This window comes from Rhodobacteraceae bacterium D3-12, assembly GCA_025916135.1.
GTDB lineage: Bacteria > Pseudomonadota > Alphaproteobacteria > Rhodobacterales > Rhodobacteraceae > JAKGBX01.
Map to the genome: position 1 here is coordinate 1,867,614 of CP104793.1, position 15,490 is coordinate 1,883,103.

Sequence of the window (15,490 nt, forward strand, 5' to 3'; positions counted from 1 at the left end):
ATTTTCAGTCAGATGAAGCAGTCGGGCGGTGCAGGGTGTGAAGCTCTATTGACCAAGGGCGAAAAGCGCATCATATCCGCAGGCATGACAGACCTTACTCATATCCGCAATTTCTCGATCGTGGCGCATATCGACCACGGGAAATCGACGCTGGCTGATCGCCTTATTCAGGAGACCGGAACCGTTCAGGACCGGGACATGAAAGAGCAGCTGCTTGACAGTATGGATATCGAGCGCGAGCGCGGTATTACCATCAAGGCGAACACCGTTCGCATTGATTATACCGCCGATGATGGCGAGGCTTATGTGCTGAACCTGATCGACACGCCGGGGCATGTTGATTTCGCCTATGAGGTGAGCCGGTCGATGCGCGCGGTTGAGGGGTCTTTGCTGGTTGTGGATCTGACCCAAGGGGTTGAGGCGCAAACGCTGGCCAATGTTTACCAAGCGATTGATGCGGATCATGAGATCGTGCCGGTTCTGAACAAGATCGACCTGCCGGCGAGCGATTGTGACCGCGTGGCCGAGCAGATCGAGGATGTGATCGGGATTGATGCGTCGGGCGCTATTCAGGTGAGCGCCAAGACCGGGCAGGGCATTCACGAAACGCTGGAAGCGATTGTGACGCATTTGCCCGCGCCCAAGGGCGATCGGGATGCGCCGCTCAAGGCGATGTTGGTGGATTCATGGTATGATGCCTATCTCGGCGTGATCGTGTTGGTGCGGATCATGGACGGGGTGATGAAGAAGGGCGAGCGGGTCAAGATGATGTCGAATGGCTCGATGCATTTGATCGACCGGATCGGTGTGTTTCGCCCGGAAATGCAGCTTGTGGATGAGCTTGGTCCCGGTGAGATCGGCTTTATCACCGCGCAGATCAAACAGGTGCGTGACACCCGCGTGGGCGACACGATCACCCATGAGAAGAAGGGGGCCGAGACGCCCTTGCCCGGTTTTAAACCGAGCCAGCCGGTGGTGTTTTGTGGCTTGTTCCCGGTGGATAGCGCCGAGTTTGAGGACCTGCGCGTGGCGATCGAGAAGCTCGCGCTGAATGATGCGTCGTTCTCTTCGGAGATGGAGACCTCGGCGGCGCTTGGCTTTGGGTTCCGCTGTGGCTTCCTCGGGCTTTTGCATCTTGAGGTGATCCGCGACCGGATCGAGCGGGAATATGACATTGACCTGATCACCACCGCGCCGTCGGTGATTTATCACATCTATCAAAAAGACGGCACCCATTTCGAGCTACACAACCCGGCGGATATGCCCGATCCGTCAACCATCGACCACCTTGAGGAACCGCGTATCAAGGCGACCATTCTGGTGCCGGATGACTACCTTGGCGATGTGCTCAAGCTCTGTCAGGACCGGCGGGGGATCCAGCTTGACCTGACCTATGCCGGGTCGCGGGCGATGGTGGTCTATGATCTGCCGCTCAACGAAGTGGTGTTCGACTTTTACGACCGGCTGAAATCGGTGACCAAAGGCTATGCGTCGTTCGACTATCAGATGATCGGCTATCGCGAGGATCATTTGGTCAAGATGTCGATTCTGGTGAATGACGAGCCTGTGGATGCGTTGAGCACGATGGTCCACCGCGACCGCGCCGAAATGCGCGGGCGGGCGATGGTTGAAAAGCTCAAAGACCTGATCCCGCGCCACATGTTCAAGATCCCGATTCAGGCGGCAATTGGCGGCAAGGTTATTGCGCGCGAGACACTGTCGGCGATGCGCAAGGACGTTACGGCCAAGTGTTATGGCGGGGACGCGACCCGGAAGAAGAAACTGCTGGAGAAGCAGAAGGCCGGTAAGAAGAAGATGCGCCAGTTCGGGAAGGTGGATATCCCGCAGGAGGCGTTTATTTCAGCCCTTAAAATGGACTCGTAGAGACCATTTGGGGGACGGTGGGAGAAAGAGATTGCCGCAGGCAATCGCGTGCCCACACCGGTGAGGGTTGGGGAAGATGATGGGGTTTACCACAGATAGCTGAGGTGTTCACTTGACTACAGTTTTACGAGTGGCGGCAACTATTTCGCTTTTTGCGAGTTTGTGCTGGTTGCTTTGGCCTGAGTCATTGGACCAGATTTTTAAAGAGCCAGAACCGATTTACGTTTTCTTCGGTGCTCTCTTCGCTTGGTTGATAATGGAAATCAAATCTGCTCATTTTGAATATTCATCAAAAAGAAAGCTGCCGGAAGCAGATTTAGAGATCCTCAAGCGTTTTGTCGTTTATCACCGTGGGGTGTTGCGGGAGCTCTTAATGGAACACGATCTAGGAGCGTATATCCAATATCGATATTATCAGGAAATTCATGGGATAAACCACGAGGTTGAAACAAAGGAAATCAGTTTCCACAACCCGGAGCTTGCTCGGAATTTCGCTGCGTTTGCTGTAAAGCTAAAGAAGTTTGGTCAGTTCCTCGCTCAAAACTCGACTCCTGATTTGACCGCCGGTGACCTCCATGTTCGATTGGACTACAAGCCCCGCGGCAAACTTCCATCTGTTGCCCAAGTTGGCAATGATCTTGCAAATGAAGCTTGGTCAGCCTTAGAGGTTTTCGTTTCTTCTGCGCTTGAAAAGTATGCGGACGCAAGAGCCGCATTACCCAATAGGCAGTTTTATCATGGCAAGGCCTACGAAGACCTCGAAGACCAAGGGTAGAGTGGTGAAAATCCACCTTTTCGTTCTGATTTCCTTAGGCGTCGGCTCCACACTCACCCAACACAGAGGGTAGCACCATCCAAAGCTGGATGCGCTAGGTCTGTCGGGGTTCATGCATCTCCTTAGGCCGTTGCCCCGAGAGCAAATTCTCAGCCAGCCAACCGCCACAGGCCACGGAACCTTCGCGCCGCGTCGCGCGTTTTACCAAAGTAAGCGAAAGGAGTTACGCCATGAAATATGGATGGAAACTGATTATCGCGCCGCTTTGGGTGCTTTGCGTGGCTGGGGCGGCGCTGGTCGCGTTTTTCGCGTTTGGCTGGTATAGCTGGATCGCCTTCGCGCTGGCCGGGGGGATTGGCCTTGCTGTCGGCATACCGGCGGGCGTCTGGACCACGCGCAAGCTGCGCCGGGACGACCCGCATTGGCGGGCGGGGCATCCTGTGACAGACAACCGCTGAGGCATCAGGTGAGGCATCAGGGCGCGACGCGCTCCTCCCATCCGCCGGCACGCTCGATCTGACCGCAGAGCGACATTAGCAGCGCATCCTCGCCAAAGGCGCACGCGAAATGGACGCCAACAGGCAGACCGTCAGCGCTCCAATGCAGGGGCAGAGAGGCGGCGGGCTGACCGGAGGCGTTATAGATCGCGGTGATCGGCGAATATTCGAACACACCGCCGGGACCGGAGCGGTAGGCGGCGAAATCGGTGTTGTCGGGGGGCAGGGCGCCAACCTTCAATGGCGGGCTGGCCAGCGTCGGCGAGAGGATCACGTCGCAGGCATCAAAGCACCCGGCCATGCGCCGCCCGAAGGCGTGGATTTCACCCAGAGCAGCGAGATAGTCGGGGCCGGTCAGGCCATGGGCATACTCACACGCGCCGAAGGTGACGCCATCGACCATATCGGGCGTCAGCTTGCGGTCTCCGATCTGTTTGGCGACGCGCCCGGCGGTGCCGCAGGCGACGATGCGGGTCCAGGCCTGCATCATGGCGGGCACGTCGATTTCGGGCTCGGGCGTCCAAGGCTCGACATGATGGCCGAGGCTTTCCAAGAGCTTGGCAGTTTTCTCGACCGCGGCAACGCATTCGGGGTGCAGCGGCGTGCCGGTAAAGGTGGTGGTGTGATAGCGCACGCGCAGGGGGGCGGGATCATGCGCCATCGCCTGGGCAAAGCTTTCGGCCATGGCGGGGGCGACATAGGGCGCGCCCTTGTCGGGGCCGGCGCAGGCATCGAGTAGGGTGGCGCTATCGCGCAGGGAGCGCGTCAGGAAACCGTCGATGGCCATGCTGCCCCAGCCTTCGCCGACAGCCGGACCAGAGGGCAGGCGCGCACGGGTCGGTTTGATGCCGACAAGGCCGCAGGACGCCGCGGGGATACGCACCGAGCCGCCCCCGTCCGAGCCATGCGCCGCCGGCACGATCCCCGCCGCCACCGCCGCGCCAGATCCGCCCGATGAACCGCCCGAGGTGTGATCGGTGTTCCACGGGTTGCGCGTGGGGCCGCCGTAGACGCCCGCTTCGGTCACCGGGCCGATGCCGAACTCGGGGCTGGTGGTGCGGGCAAATGTGTTCACCCCGGTGGCGCGGATGCGATCAAACATTGCGCTGTCATAGGTCCAGCGCATCCCCTCGCAGAGGCGCGAGCCGTTGTTGGTGGGAAAATCAATTGCTTCGCAGCCGAGGCCCTTGATCAGGAAAGGCACGCCGTGGAACGGCCCGGACGGCAGGCCATGCTTGGCCTTGCTTTCGGCAAGCTCTTGTTGAATATGCACAATCGCGTTGAGCCGAGGGTTCAAGGCGGCGGTCTTTTCCAATGCGATATCAAGGAGTTCGCGGGGCGTGACCTCTTTCTTGGCAACTAGTTCGGCAAGGCCTGTGGCATCGGTTTTGGTGTAAAAATCGCTCATTCTGCTGCATCCCCCGCATTGCTATTTTGGCGGCAGGTTAGGGGAATGCACGCAAAGGTAAAAGCCCGCTTTCGCCGCTTATCGGCGCGCAAGGGGGCGGAGTTGCTGGCCGGTCGCATCAAAATTCGCAGGGTCGAGCCAACGGGTAAACCGCTCCTTCTGAGCGGGCCAATCCCCATCAAGCAGCGCAAACCAAGCGGTGTCGCGGTTGCGCCCCTTATAGGACATATGCTGGCGGAAGGTGCCTTCGTATTCAAAGCCGAACCGCTCTGCCGCGCGGCGGGACGGGGCGTTGAGCGCGTCACATTTCCACTCGAACCGGCGATAGCCGAGATCGTCGAAAATATGCGACATCAGAAGGAAAATAGCCTCGGTGCTGGCGGGGCTGCGCTGAAGCTTGCGCGAAAAGTGGATGTTGCCAACCTCGATCACGCCAAACGCCGGGTCGATGCGCATCAGGCTGGCAAGGCCGAGCGCCGTGCCGTCGGGGTCGAACACCGTGTAAAACTGTGGGTCCGTGCCAAGACAGGCATTGCTCAGCCAATCGGCAAAGGCGTCTTGGCGTGTGAAGGGGCCATAGGGCAGATAGGTCCAGTCTTCGTTGTCGCTGGCGGCGACAAATGCCGCGAAAAGCGCCGGAGCATGGTCGATGCCTGTGGGCATCAACCGACAGGTGCGCCCGGAAAACGATCTGTGCGGCGGCAGCGGACGGGGCAGGGTGGTGGTGAGCGGCGCGCCGATGGGTTGGCTGAAGGTATTTTCGCTCATGAGGCCGTCTCCTTTACCTCGCGACAGCTTAGCGGTGCAGCGTCGCAGAGGCAAAAAAGAAAACGCCCGCGGGACACGGGCGTTTTGGCAAAGGTCGGATAAAGGCGGTTTGGTCTTATCGGGGCGCTTAGCGGCCCCAACTGCGGACCGGGCCGCAATCCATATGTGTGAAGTTGGAGCCGGAATAGCGCCCAACACCACCGGCACGACAGGAGCTCGCTGCGCGCGACACCTGACCCACCGAGCGTGAGGCGAGGCGCAGATCAGCGGCCTGACCCTTCATATGGAGGGAATTCTTGGCCACCCCACGCGAGCGTGACCGCAGCATCGCGTTGGTTTTCGGACTGCGATAACCCGAAAGCAGCATATAGGGTTCTTTTACATCGAGAAGGTTATGCGCGGCGGCCATGATATCAATCGTGCGCATGTCGATGTTTTTGGCGTCATTGGTGCGCCAGTCGCGCATGAACCAATTGATCTCTTTCACGGCATCCTTGATGTAGTTGCCTTCAAGCCAGTAGATCATGTCGATCTTCTCACCTGTGCGGGCCGAATACATCTTGAGGCGGCGGATATCGCCGCTTCCGCGCAGGAAACCTGCCGCATTTGCAAATGTTGGGGCTGCTGTGATCGTGGTCGCCGCGAATGCACCGAGAAGTGCACGCCGCGAAATGCTCGCCGAGCTGTGGTCTGTCATCTTAAAAAGCGCCGTCCCGTCGCTAGTCAATTACCTGTTTAACGCGATGTTACGCGTGTCCTGCCATCTCTTCCCCAGATGCAACACTTCTATGGCATGTTTCGATTCGCCAACCAAGCGTGAATCCGGTGAGGTTCTGTCTAGGGGGAAGTTTAGGCGGAAATTTGCTGAAAAAATGTGAATTTTCGGGTGTTGCATTTGGGCAAGTTGTTAAAAATGCATCAAATGGGTCTGGCATTCCCGACTTTCCAACTTGTGATTAGACAAGATATGGGGAGGTGCGCCAATACCGGTCCATATCCGGTAGCAATTACTGCGACTAAATTTTTCGGGGGTAACAAATGACCATGCTCAATATCAGGAGCGGACTGCCAATTTGGCTGATTGCGGGGATCGCGATGATCCTGTCGCTGGCGATTGCGCCAAGCGATGCACGTGCGCAAGTGACCGCATTCAAACAGGCCGTGGCCGAGGCTGCAGCCAAGGACAAAGACATCGCCGCCTTTTACAAGGCCAATGATTACAAAGGGATCTGGACCGGCGCGTTTGGCCGTGATGCCAGCCGTCGCAAAGCGCTGTTCAAGGCGATCGACCAAGCCCCCAACCACGGTCTGCCAACCGCGCGTTACAATCCCGAAGGTTTGATGGCGACATTGAAAGCGGCGAAATCGCCGCGTGCACGTGGCTTTGCCGAGGTCGAAATGACCAAGACGTTCCTGCGTCTGTCGCGCGATATGCAGACCGGCATGCTGACCCCGCGCAAGATCGACAGCGGCATCGTGCGCAAGGTGCCGTATCGCGACCGGGTCACCTATCTGACCAACTTTGTCAAAAGCAGCCCGAACGGGTTTTTCCGCGCCTTGGCGCCGAAAACCCCGGAATATGTCCGGCTGATGAAGGAAAAGATGCAGCTTGAGCGGCTGTTGGCCAAGGGCGGATGGGGCGCGGCTGTGCCGGCCAAATCGCTGAAACCCGGTCAATCCGGGGCTGCGGTTGTGGCGCTGCGCAATCGTTTGGCGCGGATGGGCTATCTTGGGCGCTCGTCGACGCAAAGCTATGACGCCAAAATCCAGGGCGCGGTGCTTGCCTTTCAACAGGATCACGGGCTGGCGGCCGATGGCGTTGCCGGTGCCGGCACGATCAAAGAGATCAACAAAGGCGCGGAAGAGCGGCTCAAGTCGGTGATCGTTGCGCTTGAGCGGGAACGCTGGGTCAACATGCCCCGCGGCAAGCGCCACGTGTTGGTGAACCTCACGGATTTCACCGCGCGGATCATCGACAATGGCAAGGTCACTTTTGAGACACGCTCGGTTATCGGGGCCACCAAAAGCGACCGTCGCAGCCCGGAGTTTTCGGATGTGATGGAATATATGGTGATCAACCCGACATGGAACGTGCCGCGTTCGATCGCCGTAAAAGAATACCTGCCGATGATGAAGCGCAACCGCAACGCCGCTGGGCATTTGCGTCTGGTTGACAGTCGCGGGCGCACGGTCAGCCGCAGTTCGATCAACTTTGCGGCCTACACCGCGCGCAACTTTCCTTTCAACATCAAACAGCCGCCAAGCCGCCGCAACGCGCTTGGGCTGGTGAAGTTCATGTTCCCGAACAAATACAACATCTATCTGCACGACACGCCGTCCAAGAGCCTGTTTGGCCGCGAATCCCGTGCCTTTAGCCATGGGTGTATCAGGCTGCACAAACCGTTTGATTTTGCCTATGCGTTGCTTGCCAAACAGAGCAAGAACCCCGAGGCAGAGTTCAAACGTCACCTGAACACAGGGCGCGAGTCGGTTGTGAAGCTGGAGCAGCATGTGCCGGTTCACCTGATCTATCGCACGGCGTTTACACAAGCCAAGGGGCGCACCCAGTTTCGCCGCGATGTCTATGGCCGCGATGCCAAGATCTGGAACGCGCTGAACAAGGCAGGGGTGGCGCTGCGCGCGGTTCGCGGTTAATCCTTTTCCCGAAACGGAGCGGGCGCGACCCGCGACCAACGGGGTAAAAGCATGAGCCATACGATTGAAGAAATTGCCAAGGCGCTCGGGGCGAAAGCTCTGGGCGCCTTGGACGTTGAGATCACCGGAGCGGCGGAACCTGCGGATGCCGGGCCGGGTGATCTTGCCCTTGCGATGAACGAGAAATACGCCGATGGGCTGGCCCAAGGGCAGGCACGCGCCGCGCTCTTGTGGGAGGGGGCGGATTACGCCGCTCTTGGCCTTGAGGCGGCGATCATCCCGACGCGGCCCCGCTATGCCATGGCCGGGCTGACTGTGGCGCTCGACAAGGGGCATGGCTATACCGCTGGCATTCACCCCTCGGCAATTATTGGCGAAGGGGCCACGCTGGGCAAGGATGTCTCTGTGGGCGCCAATGCGGTGATCGCTGCGGGCGTGACAATCGGCGAGGGGTCGGTGATCGGGCCGCAAACCTATGTCGGGATCGACAGCGAGATCGGCGCAGGCGCAACGCTGCATGTCGGCGCCCGGATCGGGCCACGCGTCAGGATTGGCGCGCGTTTTATCGGGCACCCCGGCTGTACCATCGGCATGGACGGGTTTTCCTTTGTCACGCCCGAGGTCAATGCCGTCGAGAAGGGCCGTGCCTCGCTGGGCGAAGACACAAGCGCTGCGGCGCAATCTTGGACCCGGATCAGCAGCCTTGGCGCTGTGGTGATCGGCGATGATGTCGAGATCGGCTGCAACACCTGTGTCGATGCCGGAACGATCCGACCGACGCGCATCGGCAATGGTGTGAAACTCGATAACCTTTGCCATATCGCGCATAACGTGGTGATCGGTAACGATTGCCTGTTTGCCGGAATGGTCGGCATTGCGGGCTCGTCCACCATTGGCAATAACGTGGTGATGGGGGGGCAGGTCGGCGTGACCGACAACACCACCGTGGGCGATGGCGTGGTCTGTGGAGGCGCGGCTGTGGTCCTGAGCAAAGTCCCCGCCGGACGCATGGTGCTGGGCTATCCTGCGGTCAAGCTGGACTTGCATGTCGATATGTATAAGGCGCAACGCCGCTTGCCCCGGATGATGGACGAGTTTGCCGAAATGAAAACCCGCCTTGCCGCGTTGGAAGCGCAGATCAAGGGCGACTAGCCCGCGCATTGCGTCACGTAATTGTCGCAAATCCCTTGTTCCGATTTGCGTCATAAGTGCTTACATCACCGGCAGGATTAACTCTGAAAGGGTCTTTAACATGACGATCAGGGACAAGGTCATCGCAATTATAGCCGAACAGGCGGTGCTTGAGCCGTCTGATGTGTCTGATGACAGCACGCTCGAAAGCCTTGGGATCGACAGCCTCGGCTTGGTTGAATCGATCTTTGCCATCGAAGAGGCGTTCGATGTGACAGTGCCGTTCAATGCCAATGAACCAGAGGCGAGCGATTTTGACATCTCCTCGGTGTCGAGCATCGTCAAGGGGATCGAGACGCTGATCGCCGAGCAGAAGGGCTGAGCCGATGGTACGCCGTGTCGTCATCACCGGGGCGGGTACGATCAACGCGCTTGGCCACAATGTGCCCGACACGCTTGAGGCCATGCGCGAAGGGCGCTGTGGGATCGGGCCGATTGATATTCCCGATGTCGAGCGGTTGAGCGTTCAGATCGGCGGACAGGTCAAAGGCTTTGAAACCGAAGGCCTGTTCAACCGCCAGCAAATGGCGCTTTATGATCGCTTCACGCAGTTCACGCTGGTCGCCGCGCGCGAGGCGATTGCGCAATCGGGCCTCGATTTCCACGGGCTTCTGGCGGCGAAATCCGGCGTGGTGCTGGGCAATTCCGGCGGCGGGATGACGACGCTGGATGAGAATTACCGCTCGGTCTATGAAGAGGGCAAGAACCGGGTGCACCCCTTTGTTGTGCCCAAGCTGATGAACAACGCCGCCGCCAGCCACGTCAGCATGGAGTTCAACCTCAAAGGCCCAAGCTTTACCGTTGCCTCGGCCTGTGCCAGCTCGAACCACGCGATGGCGCAGGCGTTCCAGATGGTCAAAAGCGGCATGGCCCCGGTGATGATCACCGGCGGCTCGGAATCGATGCTGTGCTTTGGCGGGGTCAAGGCGTGGGAAGGCTTGCGCGTTATGTCAAAAGACGCCTGCCGCCCGTTCAGCGCCAACCGCAACGGCATGGTGCAGGGCGAAGGCGCGGGGATTTTCGTGTTCGAGGATTACAAACACGCCAAGAAACGCGGCGCCGATATTCTGGCCGAGGTGGCGGGCTTTGCCATGTCATCGGATGCGGCGGATATTGTCATGCCCTCAAAACAGGGCGCATCCCGCGCGATCTCTGGGGCGTTGAAAAACGCCAAGATGAAGCGCGATGATATCTGCTATATCAACGCCCATGGGACCGGCACCGCCGCCAATGACAAGACCGAATGCGCCGCCGTGGCGGATGTGTTCGGGCCTCATGCTGACCACCTGATGATCTCGTCGACCAAGTCGATGCACGGCCATCTGATCGGCGGCACGGGGGCGGTAGAGTTGCTGGCTTGTATCATGGCGCTGCGTGACGGGGTGATCGCGCCGACCATTGGCTATCAGGAACCTGACCCGGAATGCGCGCTGGACGTGGTGCCCAATGTCGCGCGCGAGGCCAAGGTCGAGGCGGCGCTTTCCAACGCCTTTGCCTTTGGCGGGCTGAACGCGGTTCTGGCGCTCAGGAAGGTCTGAGGCGGGGCGCTTCAAACGGACAGGTCCGGCCCCCTGCGATGGGGGGACCGGACGCGCGTTTTCTCTCTTAGGCGGCTTTTGCCTGCGCGAGACGCTCGGAAAGCGCGCCCAGCAGTTTGCCCAGTTCGTCGCGCGCGGTCTCGTCGCTCAGCGCGCCCTGCTCGGCGTCAAACGCCTCGAAGAAATTCGGCACACTCAGCGCCCCCAGAACATCGGCGCCAAAGAAACCGGCAGAGGCCTTGGCCGCAGCGAGCACACTGCCTGCACCGCCCGGACCGGGCGAGGTGGCGAGATAGAGCGCCGGTTTGTTCTGGTAGACTTCCTTGCCCAGACGCGAGGCCCAGTCGAACAGGTTTTTATACGCGGCGGGGTAATGGCCGTTGTGTTCGGCGTAAGAGATCACCAGCGCATCGGCGGTGGCCAGACGGTCGCGGAAATCCTGTGCCAGCTGCGGCACACCATCGGCGGCCTCGCGGTCGGAGGAATAGAGCGGCATCTCGTAATCGTTGATATCAAGGATGTCGATTTCGGCGTCGGGGGCGAACTCGGCTTGGAAACGCTCGGCGGCGTGACGGGCCAGTTTGGCGTTGACCGAAGTGCTTGAATTGCTGGCGGCAAAGGCGATGAGTTTCATGGTGTCTTATCCTAGTTGCTGTGGTGCTGTGTCGGAAAACAGCGCGGAACGTGTGTCTATCCCCCGTCATATGGGGGGTGCGCCGTCGTAGAAAAGACCCCAAAACCCAGCATGCCCTGTGCAATTTTGCACATTTGGCATTGCAGGCAGAAAACACCGCCCCGAAAGAGGCGAGAGCCAAAAGAAAAGACCGCCCCGGATGGAGCGGTCTTGATCTTTTTCACAGGCCCGAACAGGCGTTTATCAGTTCTTGATCACGCTTGTGGCGTTATAACCCGCGGTGAAGCCTTTGAGCGACATCTTGAGCTGAACCTTTTGGTCCGGTGCCGGGGCGGGAACCAAAGTTACCGTCGCAGCCGCGCCTTTTTTGAAGCCGGCGATGTCCTGTGCGGTAAAGCCGATACGGGCATAGCAGCCCACGGGCGAGCAGAACGAGAACGGGTAACGCTTGCCCTTGCCACCATCAATCGCAACGGTCAGCTGTGCGGTGAGCAGGGTTTCAAGCGGCACAGTGACCGTTGCACCGGCGACGGCCTGACCACCCGAAGGCAGGCGGAAAATTGCGACTTCGGCCACATCGGTGCCCTGTTCGTCTTTCAACAGTTGATAAAGCTGGCAAGGCTCATCGCCTTCTTCAACCGGGAAGCATTGCAGCTTCCAGTCGCCGTGCTCTTCCTTGACATAAGGCTGTGCAATTTTCGGGCCTTCGGTGGTCCCGAGGTTCAGATCCGAGCCGGGGGCCGGTTCTTTTTTGTCGCCTGCTCCAGCAGCGGCAGCGCCACCTTCGGCTGGCTTGGGTGTGGTGTCCTGAGCGATGGCAGTTTGCGACAAAGCAAGCAGCGCGATCACTGGCAAAGTGGTAAGAAGTCTGGGCATAAGCTGTTCCCGTCCTTGAAATATTGAAAGCTCTCGGGCGGATTTAGCACGGGTTGTTGGGCATGTCAGCGCAAAACCGTGAGAAACCTGACCAGATAGAGCGGATTTTTGCTGGCACAGGGGCTGGCGGGTGAGGCCGGGAGCAGACAAAGAAAAAGAGACCCGAAGGTCTCTTTTCCCTGTTTATAGCTCCCCGTCGGACTGGCCGACTTATTCATTGATTGAACGCTATGATTTTTGAACTGATGCGTCAACACGGTAATTTGAACAATCTGTTCGCGCAAACATTCGCGTTCGCCACGCCGGTTCTGCCGCTTGCACGCAATTGGGCCGAATTGAACGGGACAGGCGGGGCGCGCATAAAGGCAAGCAGAGAGCCAATCAAACCGACCAGAAAAAAGCGCCGCGCCCGAAGGCGCGGCCAGTCTGACAGGGAGGAAGTGACCCGTATCGCCAAGAGGACACGAGGCGCCGGGTCAAGAATAAGACTGGCAGTAATAGGTTAAGGATGTATTTTCATCGCAAGGAATAATGCAAATCAGGAGGCAACCCTTTGGAAGATGCGGTTTTTATCGGTGGCGGCGGGCAGGATTACGGCACCAAACAGGGGCTGAGCCTGAAATATGCCAACCGCCACGGGCTTGTGGCCGGGGCAACGGGCACGGGCAAGACCGTCACGCTGCAAATTCTGGCCGAGGGGTTTTCCGCCGCCGGGGTGCCGGTGTTCCTCTCGGATGTGAAGGGCGACCTTTCGGGGCTGTGCAAACCCGGCTCGGAGAGCTTCAAGCTGCACGAGGCATTCAGCAGCCGCGCCGAAAAGATCGGGTTTGACGACTATAGTTATACCGGGTTTCCGGTCACCTTCTGGGATCTGCTGGGAGAGCAGGGCCACCCGGTGCGCACCACAGTGGCCGAGATGGGACCGCTCCTTTTGAGCCGCTTGATGGAGCTGTCCGAGGCGCAGGAGGGGATTTTGAACATCGCCTTCCGCCTGTCGGATGAAGAAGGCCTGCCGCTGCTTGATCTCAAGGATTTGCAGGCGTTGCTTGTCTGGGTCGGGGAAAACCGGGCCGAGCTGTCTCTGCGGTATGGCAATGTGTCGGTGCAATCCATCGGCGCTATTCAACGCCGCTTGCTGGTGTTGGAAAATCAGGGCGGTGCCAAGCTGTTCGGGGAACCGGCGCTCGACCTCAAGGACATCATGATGACCGATGCAGAGGGGCGCGGGCGCATCAATATTCTGGCAGCGGACAAGCTGATGGGCAGCCCACGGCTTTATGCGACCTTCCTGCTGTGGCTGTTGTCCGAATTGTTCGAGGAACTGCCCGAGGTGGGTGACCCCGACAAACCCAAGCTGGTGTTTTTCTTTGACGAGGCACATTTGCTGTTTGACGACGCGCCCAAGCCGCTTGTCGACAAGGTGGAGCAGGTGGCGCGCCTGATCCGCTCCAAGGGGGTTGGCGTCTATTTCATCACCCAGAACCCTGCGGATGTCCCCGAAGACATTCTGGGCCAGCTTGGCAACCGGGTTCAACACGCGCTGCGTGCCTTCACGGCGCGGGATCGCAAAGAATTACGCCTCGCCGCTGAAACTTATCGCGAGAACCCGGCGTTTGATATTGAGGAAGCCATTCGTGAGGTCGGCGTGGGCGAGGCCGTGACATCAATGTTGGAGAAGAAAGGCGTGCCCGGCGTGGCCGAACGCACGCTGATCCGACCGCCATCGTCGCAACTGGGTCCGATCGAACCGGGCGAGCGGGCGGCAATGATCAACGCCTCACCGATTGCCGGCAAATACGAGGAGTTGCTCGATCGCAAGTCGGCCTATGAGATCCTTGCCAAACGGGCGGCGGATGCGGCCAAGGCCGCGGAACAGGCCGAAGCCAAGGAAGAAGAGATGGAGATGGCCGAGCGCGAATATAACGCCGGGCGGCGGTATTCCGGAAGCAGGGTGGGGCGCTCGACCAGTAAGAGCAAGACCACGCGGCGCGCCCGCAAAGACGAGAGCTTCGGCGAGGCGCTGACCCGCAATGTGATGAAGGAACTGACCGGCACCACGGGTCGACGCATCGTGCGCGGTCTGTTTGGCGGCTTGTTCAAGGGACGATAGCCGAAAGCGGCGCGAAAGGGGCGGCACAGACCACATGTCATGGATTGACCTTCTCTATGCGGCGATTGTCGCCGTGTTGGTGCTTGCCTCGGTTCTGCCAGAGCTGCGCAACACCTCTTGGGTGATCCGCATGGCCGACATCCCGCGGCTTCAGATCATGGCGCTGATCGTGGGTGTCGCTCTGTTGGGGCTGGTGCTGCCAAACCCGCCTTACCTGCTTTGGCTCATCATGGCGGGGACCTTGGTGCTGCATGGCGCGAAAATCCTGCCCTTTACGCCGCTCGGGCGGACCGAAATCACGCTGGCGCCGGAGGCGCCGGACCAGATCAAGGTGCTGGTGTCCAATGTGCTGCTTGAGAACGAGGATCACGGCGCGCTGGCCGATCTGATCACCCGCGAAGACCCGGACATCGTTTTCCTGATGGAGATTGATGCGACATGGGCCGGGGCGATGGAGCCGGTGTTAAAGAAATACCCGACGCGCGTGTCTCTTCCCAAGGACAATTACTATGGGCTGAGCTTTGCCACGCGGCTTGATACGGTCAAGGCCGAGGCGGTGTATCTTGCCGATGACGATACGCCGTCGCTTCTGGCGCGGATGACGTCCCCCTGCGGGCGGGAGTTTTGTTTTGTCGGCCTGCACCCGCGTCCGCCGTTGCCCGGAACCGACACCGATGAGCGCGACGCGCAGATCATCTATTCCGCGCGTTTCGCACGCGAAGAAAACGGGCCGGTCGTGTCGGCGGGGATTTCAACGCTGCCGCTTGGGGGCGCACCTCGCAGCGGTTCAAATACATCGGTGAATACCTTGATCCGCGGCGCGGGCGCGGTCTGTTTGCCAGCTTCGATGCGCGCAGCCGCTTGCTGCGCTGTCCGATTGATCAGCTTTACGTGACAGAGGAAATTGCCGTTGCGGATTTCCGGCGCGGGCCGTTCATTGGCTCGGATCACTTTCCCTTGTTGGCGCGGCTCTCGCTTGATCCACAAAGCGCCAAACGCGGCAACCGTTTGGTCAACCCGCTGGCCGAAGAAATGCGCGAGCAGCTCTCTGACACTGTGGCGGAATATGCCAAAGGGTTGGAGAAACGGGTCAAGCCCGGCGATAGCGAGTAGTAAGCGATAGAGAGAAAGGGCAGGGGCCGCACAGAAGGTCC

Annotated in this window: 15 protein-coding genes; 10 read left to right on the plus strand and 5 right to left on the minus strand. The window is 59.4% G+C overall.

What is annotated here, in order from left to right; all coding sequences use genetic code 11:
• Positions 1–84: 84 nt before the first annotated feature.
• The 3 genes from lepA (at position 85) to N4R57_09260 (ending at position 3,117) form a co-directional block, all read left to right on the plus strand.
• Positions 85–1,884 (plus strand): translation elongation factor 4, encoded by a 1,800-nt coding sequence (gene lepA / locus N4R57_09250; protein UYV39163.1) that lies wholly within the window; start codon positions 85–87, stop codon positions 1,882–1,884.
• Between the two features lie 112 nt (positions 1,885–1,996).
• Entirely contained in the window at positions 1,997–2,659 is a 663-nt protein-coding gene (locus N4R57_09255; protein UYV39164.1) for a hypothetical protein, read from the plus strand.
• A 230-nt stretch (positions 2,660–2,889) separates the two neighbouring features.
• The gene (locus N4R57_09260; GenBank protein ID UYV39165.1) at positions 2,890–3,117 is read left to right on the plus strand and encodes a hypothetical protein; all 228 of its coding nucleotides are present in this window, start codon (positions 2,890–2,892) and stop codon (positions 3,115–3,117) included.
• A gap of 16 nt (positions 3,118–3,133) precedes the next feature.
• On the opposite strand, the gene N4R57_09265 is transcribed toward N4R57_09260, so the two are convergent.
• The 3 genes from N4R57_09265 to N4R57_09275 all read right to left on the minus strand — a co-directional run bounded on the left by N4R57_09265 (position 3,134) and on the right by N4R57_09275 (position 6,029).
• Complete coding sequence (locus N4R57_09265) at positions 3,134–4,564, minus strand: amidase (GenBank protein ID UYV39166.1); 1,431 nt, start codon at positions 4,562–4,564, stop codon at positions 3,134–3,136.
• A gap of 78 nt (positions 4,565–4,642) precedes the next feature.
• A complete protein-coding gene (locus N4R57_09270) occupies positions 4,643–5,332 on the minus strand; it encodes a GNAT family N-acetyltransferase (protein UYV39167.1) in 690 nt (229 codons plus the stop codon).
• A 127-nt stretch (positions 5,333–5,459) separates the two neighbouring features.
• A complete protein-coding gene (locus N4R57_09275) occupies positions 5,460–6,029 on the minus strand; it encodes a DUF882 domain-containing protein (GenBank protein ID UYV39168.1) in 570 nt (189 codons plus the stop codon).
• A gap of 398 nt (positions 6,030–6,427) precedes the next feature.
• Here N4R57_09275 and N4R57_09280 point away from each other — a divergent pair, with 398 nt between their 5' ends.
• From N4R57_09280 to N4R57_09295, 4 genes are all read left to right on the plus strand, one after another.
• Positions 6,428–7,987 carry a L,D-transpeptidase family protein gene (locus N4R57_09280; protein UYV39546.1) on the plus strand — a complete coding sequence of 520 codons (1,560 nt, stop codon included), beginning with the start codon at positions 6,428–6,430 and terminating at the stop codon, positions 7,985–7,987.
• A gap of 51 nt (positions 7,988–8,038) precedes the next feature.
• Positions 8,039–9,139: a UDP-3-O-(3-hydroxymyristoyl)glucosamine N-acyltransferase gene (locus N4R57_09285; protein ID UYV39169.1), complete on the plus strand. Its 1,101-nt coding sequence runs from the start codon at positions 8,039–8,041 to the stop codon at positions 9,137–9,139.
• Between the two features lie 100 nt (positions 9,140–9,239).
• Positions 9,240–9,500 carry a phosphopantetheine-binding protein gene (locus tag N4R57_09290; protein ID UYV39170.1) on the plus strand — a complete coding sequence of 87 codons (261 nt, stop codon included), beginning with the start codon at positions 9,240–9,242 and terminating at the stop codon, positions 9,498–9,500.
• A gap of 4 nt (positions 9,501–9,504) precedes the next feature.
• Positions 9,505–10,716, plus strand: a complete 1,212-nt coding sequence (locus tag N4R57_09295; protein ID UYV39171.1) for a beta-ketoacyl-[acyl-carrier-protein] synthase family protein — start codon at positions 9,505–9,507, stop codon at positions 10,714–10,716.
• Between the two features lie 67 nt (positions 10,717–10,783).
• Here N4R57_09295 and N4R57_09300 read toward each other — a convergent pair whose 3' ends face one another.
• Together N4R57_09300 and N4R57_09305 are read right to left on the minus strand one after the other, a co-directional pair.
• Entirely contained in the window at positions 10,784–11,350 is a 567-nt protein-coding gene (locus N4R57_09300; GenBank protein UYV39172.1) for an NAD(P)H-dependent oxidoreductase, read from the minus strand.
• Positions 11,351–11,593: 243 nt separating this feature from the next.
• Complete coding sequence (locus tag N4R57_09305) at positions 11,594–12,226, minus strand: invasion associated locus B family protein (GenBank protein ID UYV39173.1); 633 nt, start codon at positions 12,224–12,226, stop codon at positions 11,594–11,596.
• A gap of 553 nt (positions 12,227–12,779) precedes the next feature.
• Between N4R57_09305 and N4R57_09310 the strand changes: the two genes are divergently transcribed.
• Genes N4R57_09310 through N4R57_09320 form a run of 3 tightly spaced genes read left to right on the plus strand, consistent with a single transcriptional unit; the run spans position 12,780 to position 15,449 of the window.
• Positions 12,780–14,336: a DUF853 domain-containing protein gene (locus tag N4R57_09310; GenBank protein ID UYV39174.1), complete on the plus strand. Its 1,557-nt coding sequence runs from the start codon at positions 12,780–12,782 to the stop codon at positions 14,334–14,336.
• A gap of 34 nt (positions 14,337–14,370) precedes the next feature.
• Positions 14,371–15,231 (plus strand): endonuclease/exonuclease/phosphatase family protein, encoded by an 861-nt coding sequence (locus N4R57_09315; GenBank protein UYV39175.1) that lies wholly within the window; start codon positions 14,371–14,373, stop codon positions 15,229–15,231.
• Entirely contained in the window at positions 15,228–15,449 is a 222-nt protein-coding gene (locus N4R57_09320) for a hypothetical protein (protein UYV39176.1), read from the plus strand. The genes N4R57_09315 and N4R57_09320 overlap by 4 nt, the downstream gene beginning before the upstream one ends.
• Positions 15,450–15,490: the final 41 nt, after the last annotated feature.

Bases quoted from the DNA above. Each gene is read 5' to 3' on its own strand.
- lepA (UYV39163.1), top strand. From the start codon at position 85: ATGACAGACCTTACTCATATCCGCAATTTCTCGATCGTGGCGCATATC.
- N4R57_09260 (UYV39165.1), top strand. From the start codon at position 2,890: ATGAAATATGGATGGAAACTGATTATCGCGCCGCTTTGGGTGCTTTGC.
- N4R57_09265 (UYV39166.1), bottom strand. From the start codon at position 4,564: ATGAGCGATTTTTACACCAAAACCGATGCCACAGGCCTTGCCGAACTA.
- N4R57_09270 (UYV39167.1), bottom strand. From the start codon at position 5,332: ATGAGCGAAAATACCTTCAGCCAACCCATCGGCGCGCCGCTCACCACC.
- N4R57_09275 (UYV39168.1), bottom strand. From the start codon at position 6,029: ATGACAGACCACAGCTCGGCGAGCATTTCGCGGCGTGCACTTCTCGGT.
- N4R57_09280 (UYV39546.1), top strand. From the start codon at position 6,428: ATGATCCTGTCGCTGGCGATTGCGCCAAGCGATGCACGTGCGCAAGTG.
- N4R57_09285 (UYV39169.1), top strand. From the start codon at position 8,039: ATGAGCCATACGATTGAAGAAATTGCCAAGGCGCTCGGGGCGAAAGCT.
- N4R57_09290 (UYV39170.1), top strand. From the start codon at position 9,240: ATGACGATCAGGGACAAGGTCATCGCAATTATAGCCGAACAGGCGGTG.
- N4R57_09295 (UYV39171.1), top strand. From the start codon at position 9,505: ATGGTACGCCGTGTCGTCATCACCGGGGCGGGTACGATCAACGCGCTT.
- N4R57_09300 (UYV39172.1), bottom strand. From the start codon at position 11,350: ATGAAACTCATCGCCTTTGCCGCCAGCAATTCAAGCACTTCGGTCAAC.
- N4R57_09305 (UYV39173.1), bottom strand. From the start codon at position 12,226: ATGCCCAGACTTCTTACCACTTTGCCAGTGATCGCGCTGCTTGCTTTG.
- N4R57_09315 (UYV39175.1), top strand. From the start codon at position 14,371: ATGTCATGGATTGACCTTCTCTATGCGGCGATTGTCGCCGTGTTGGTG.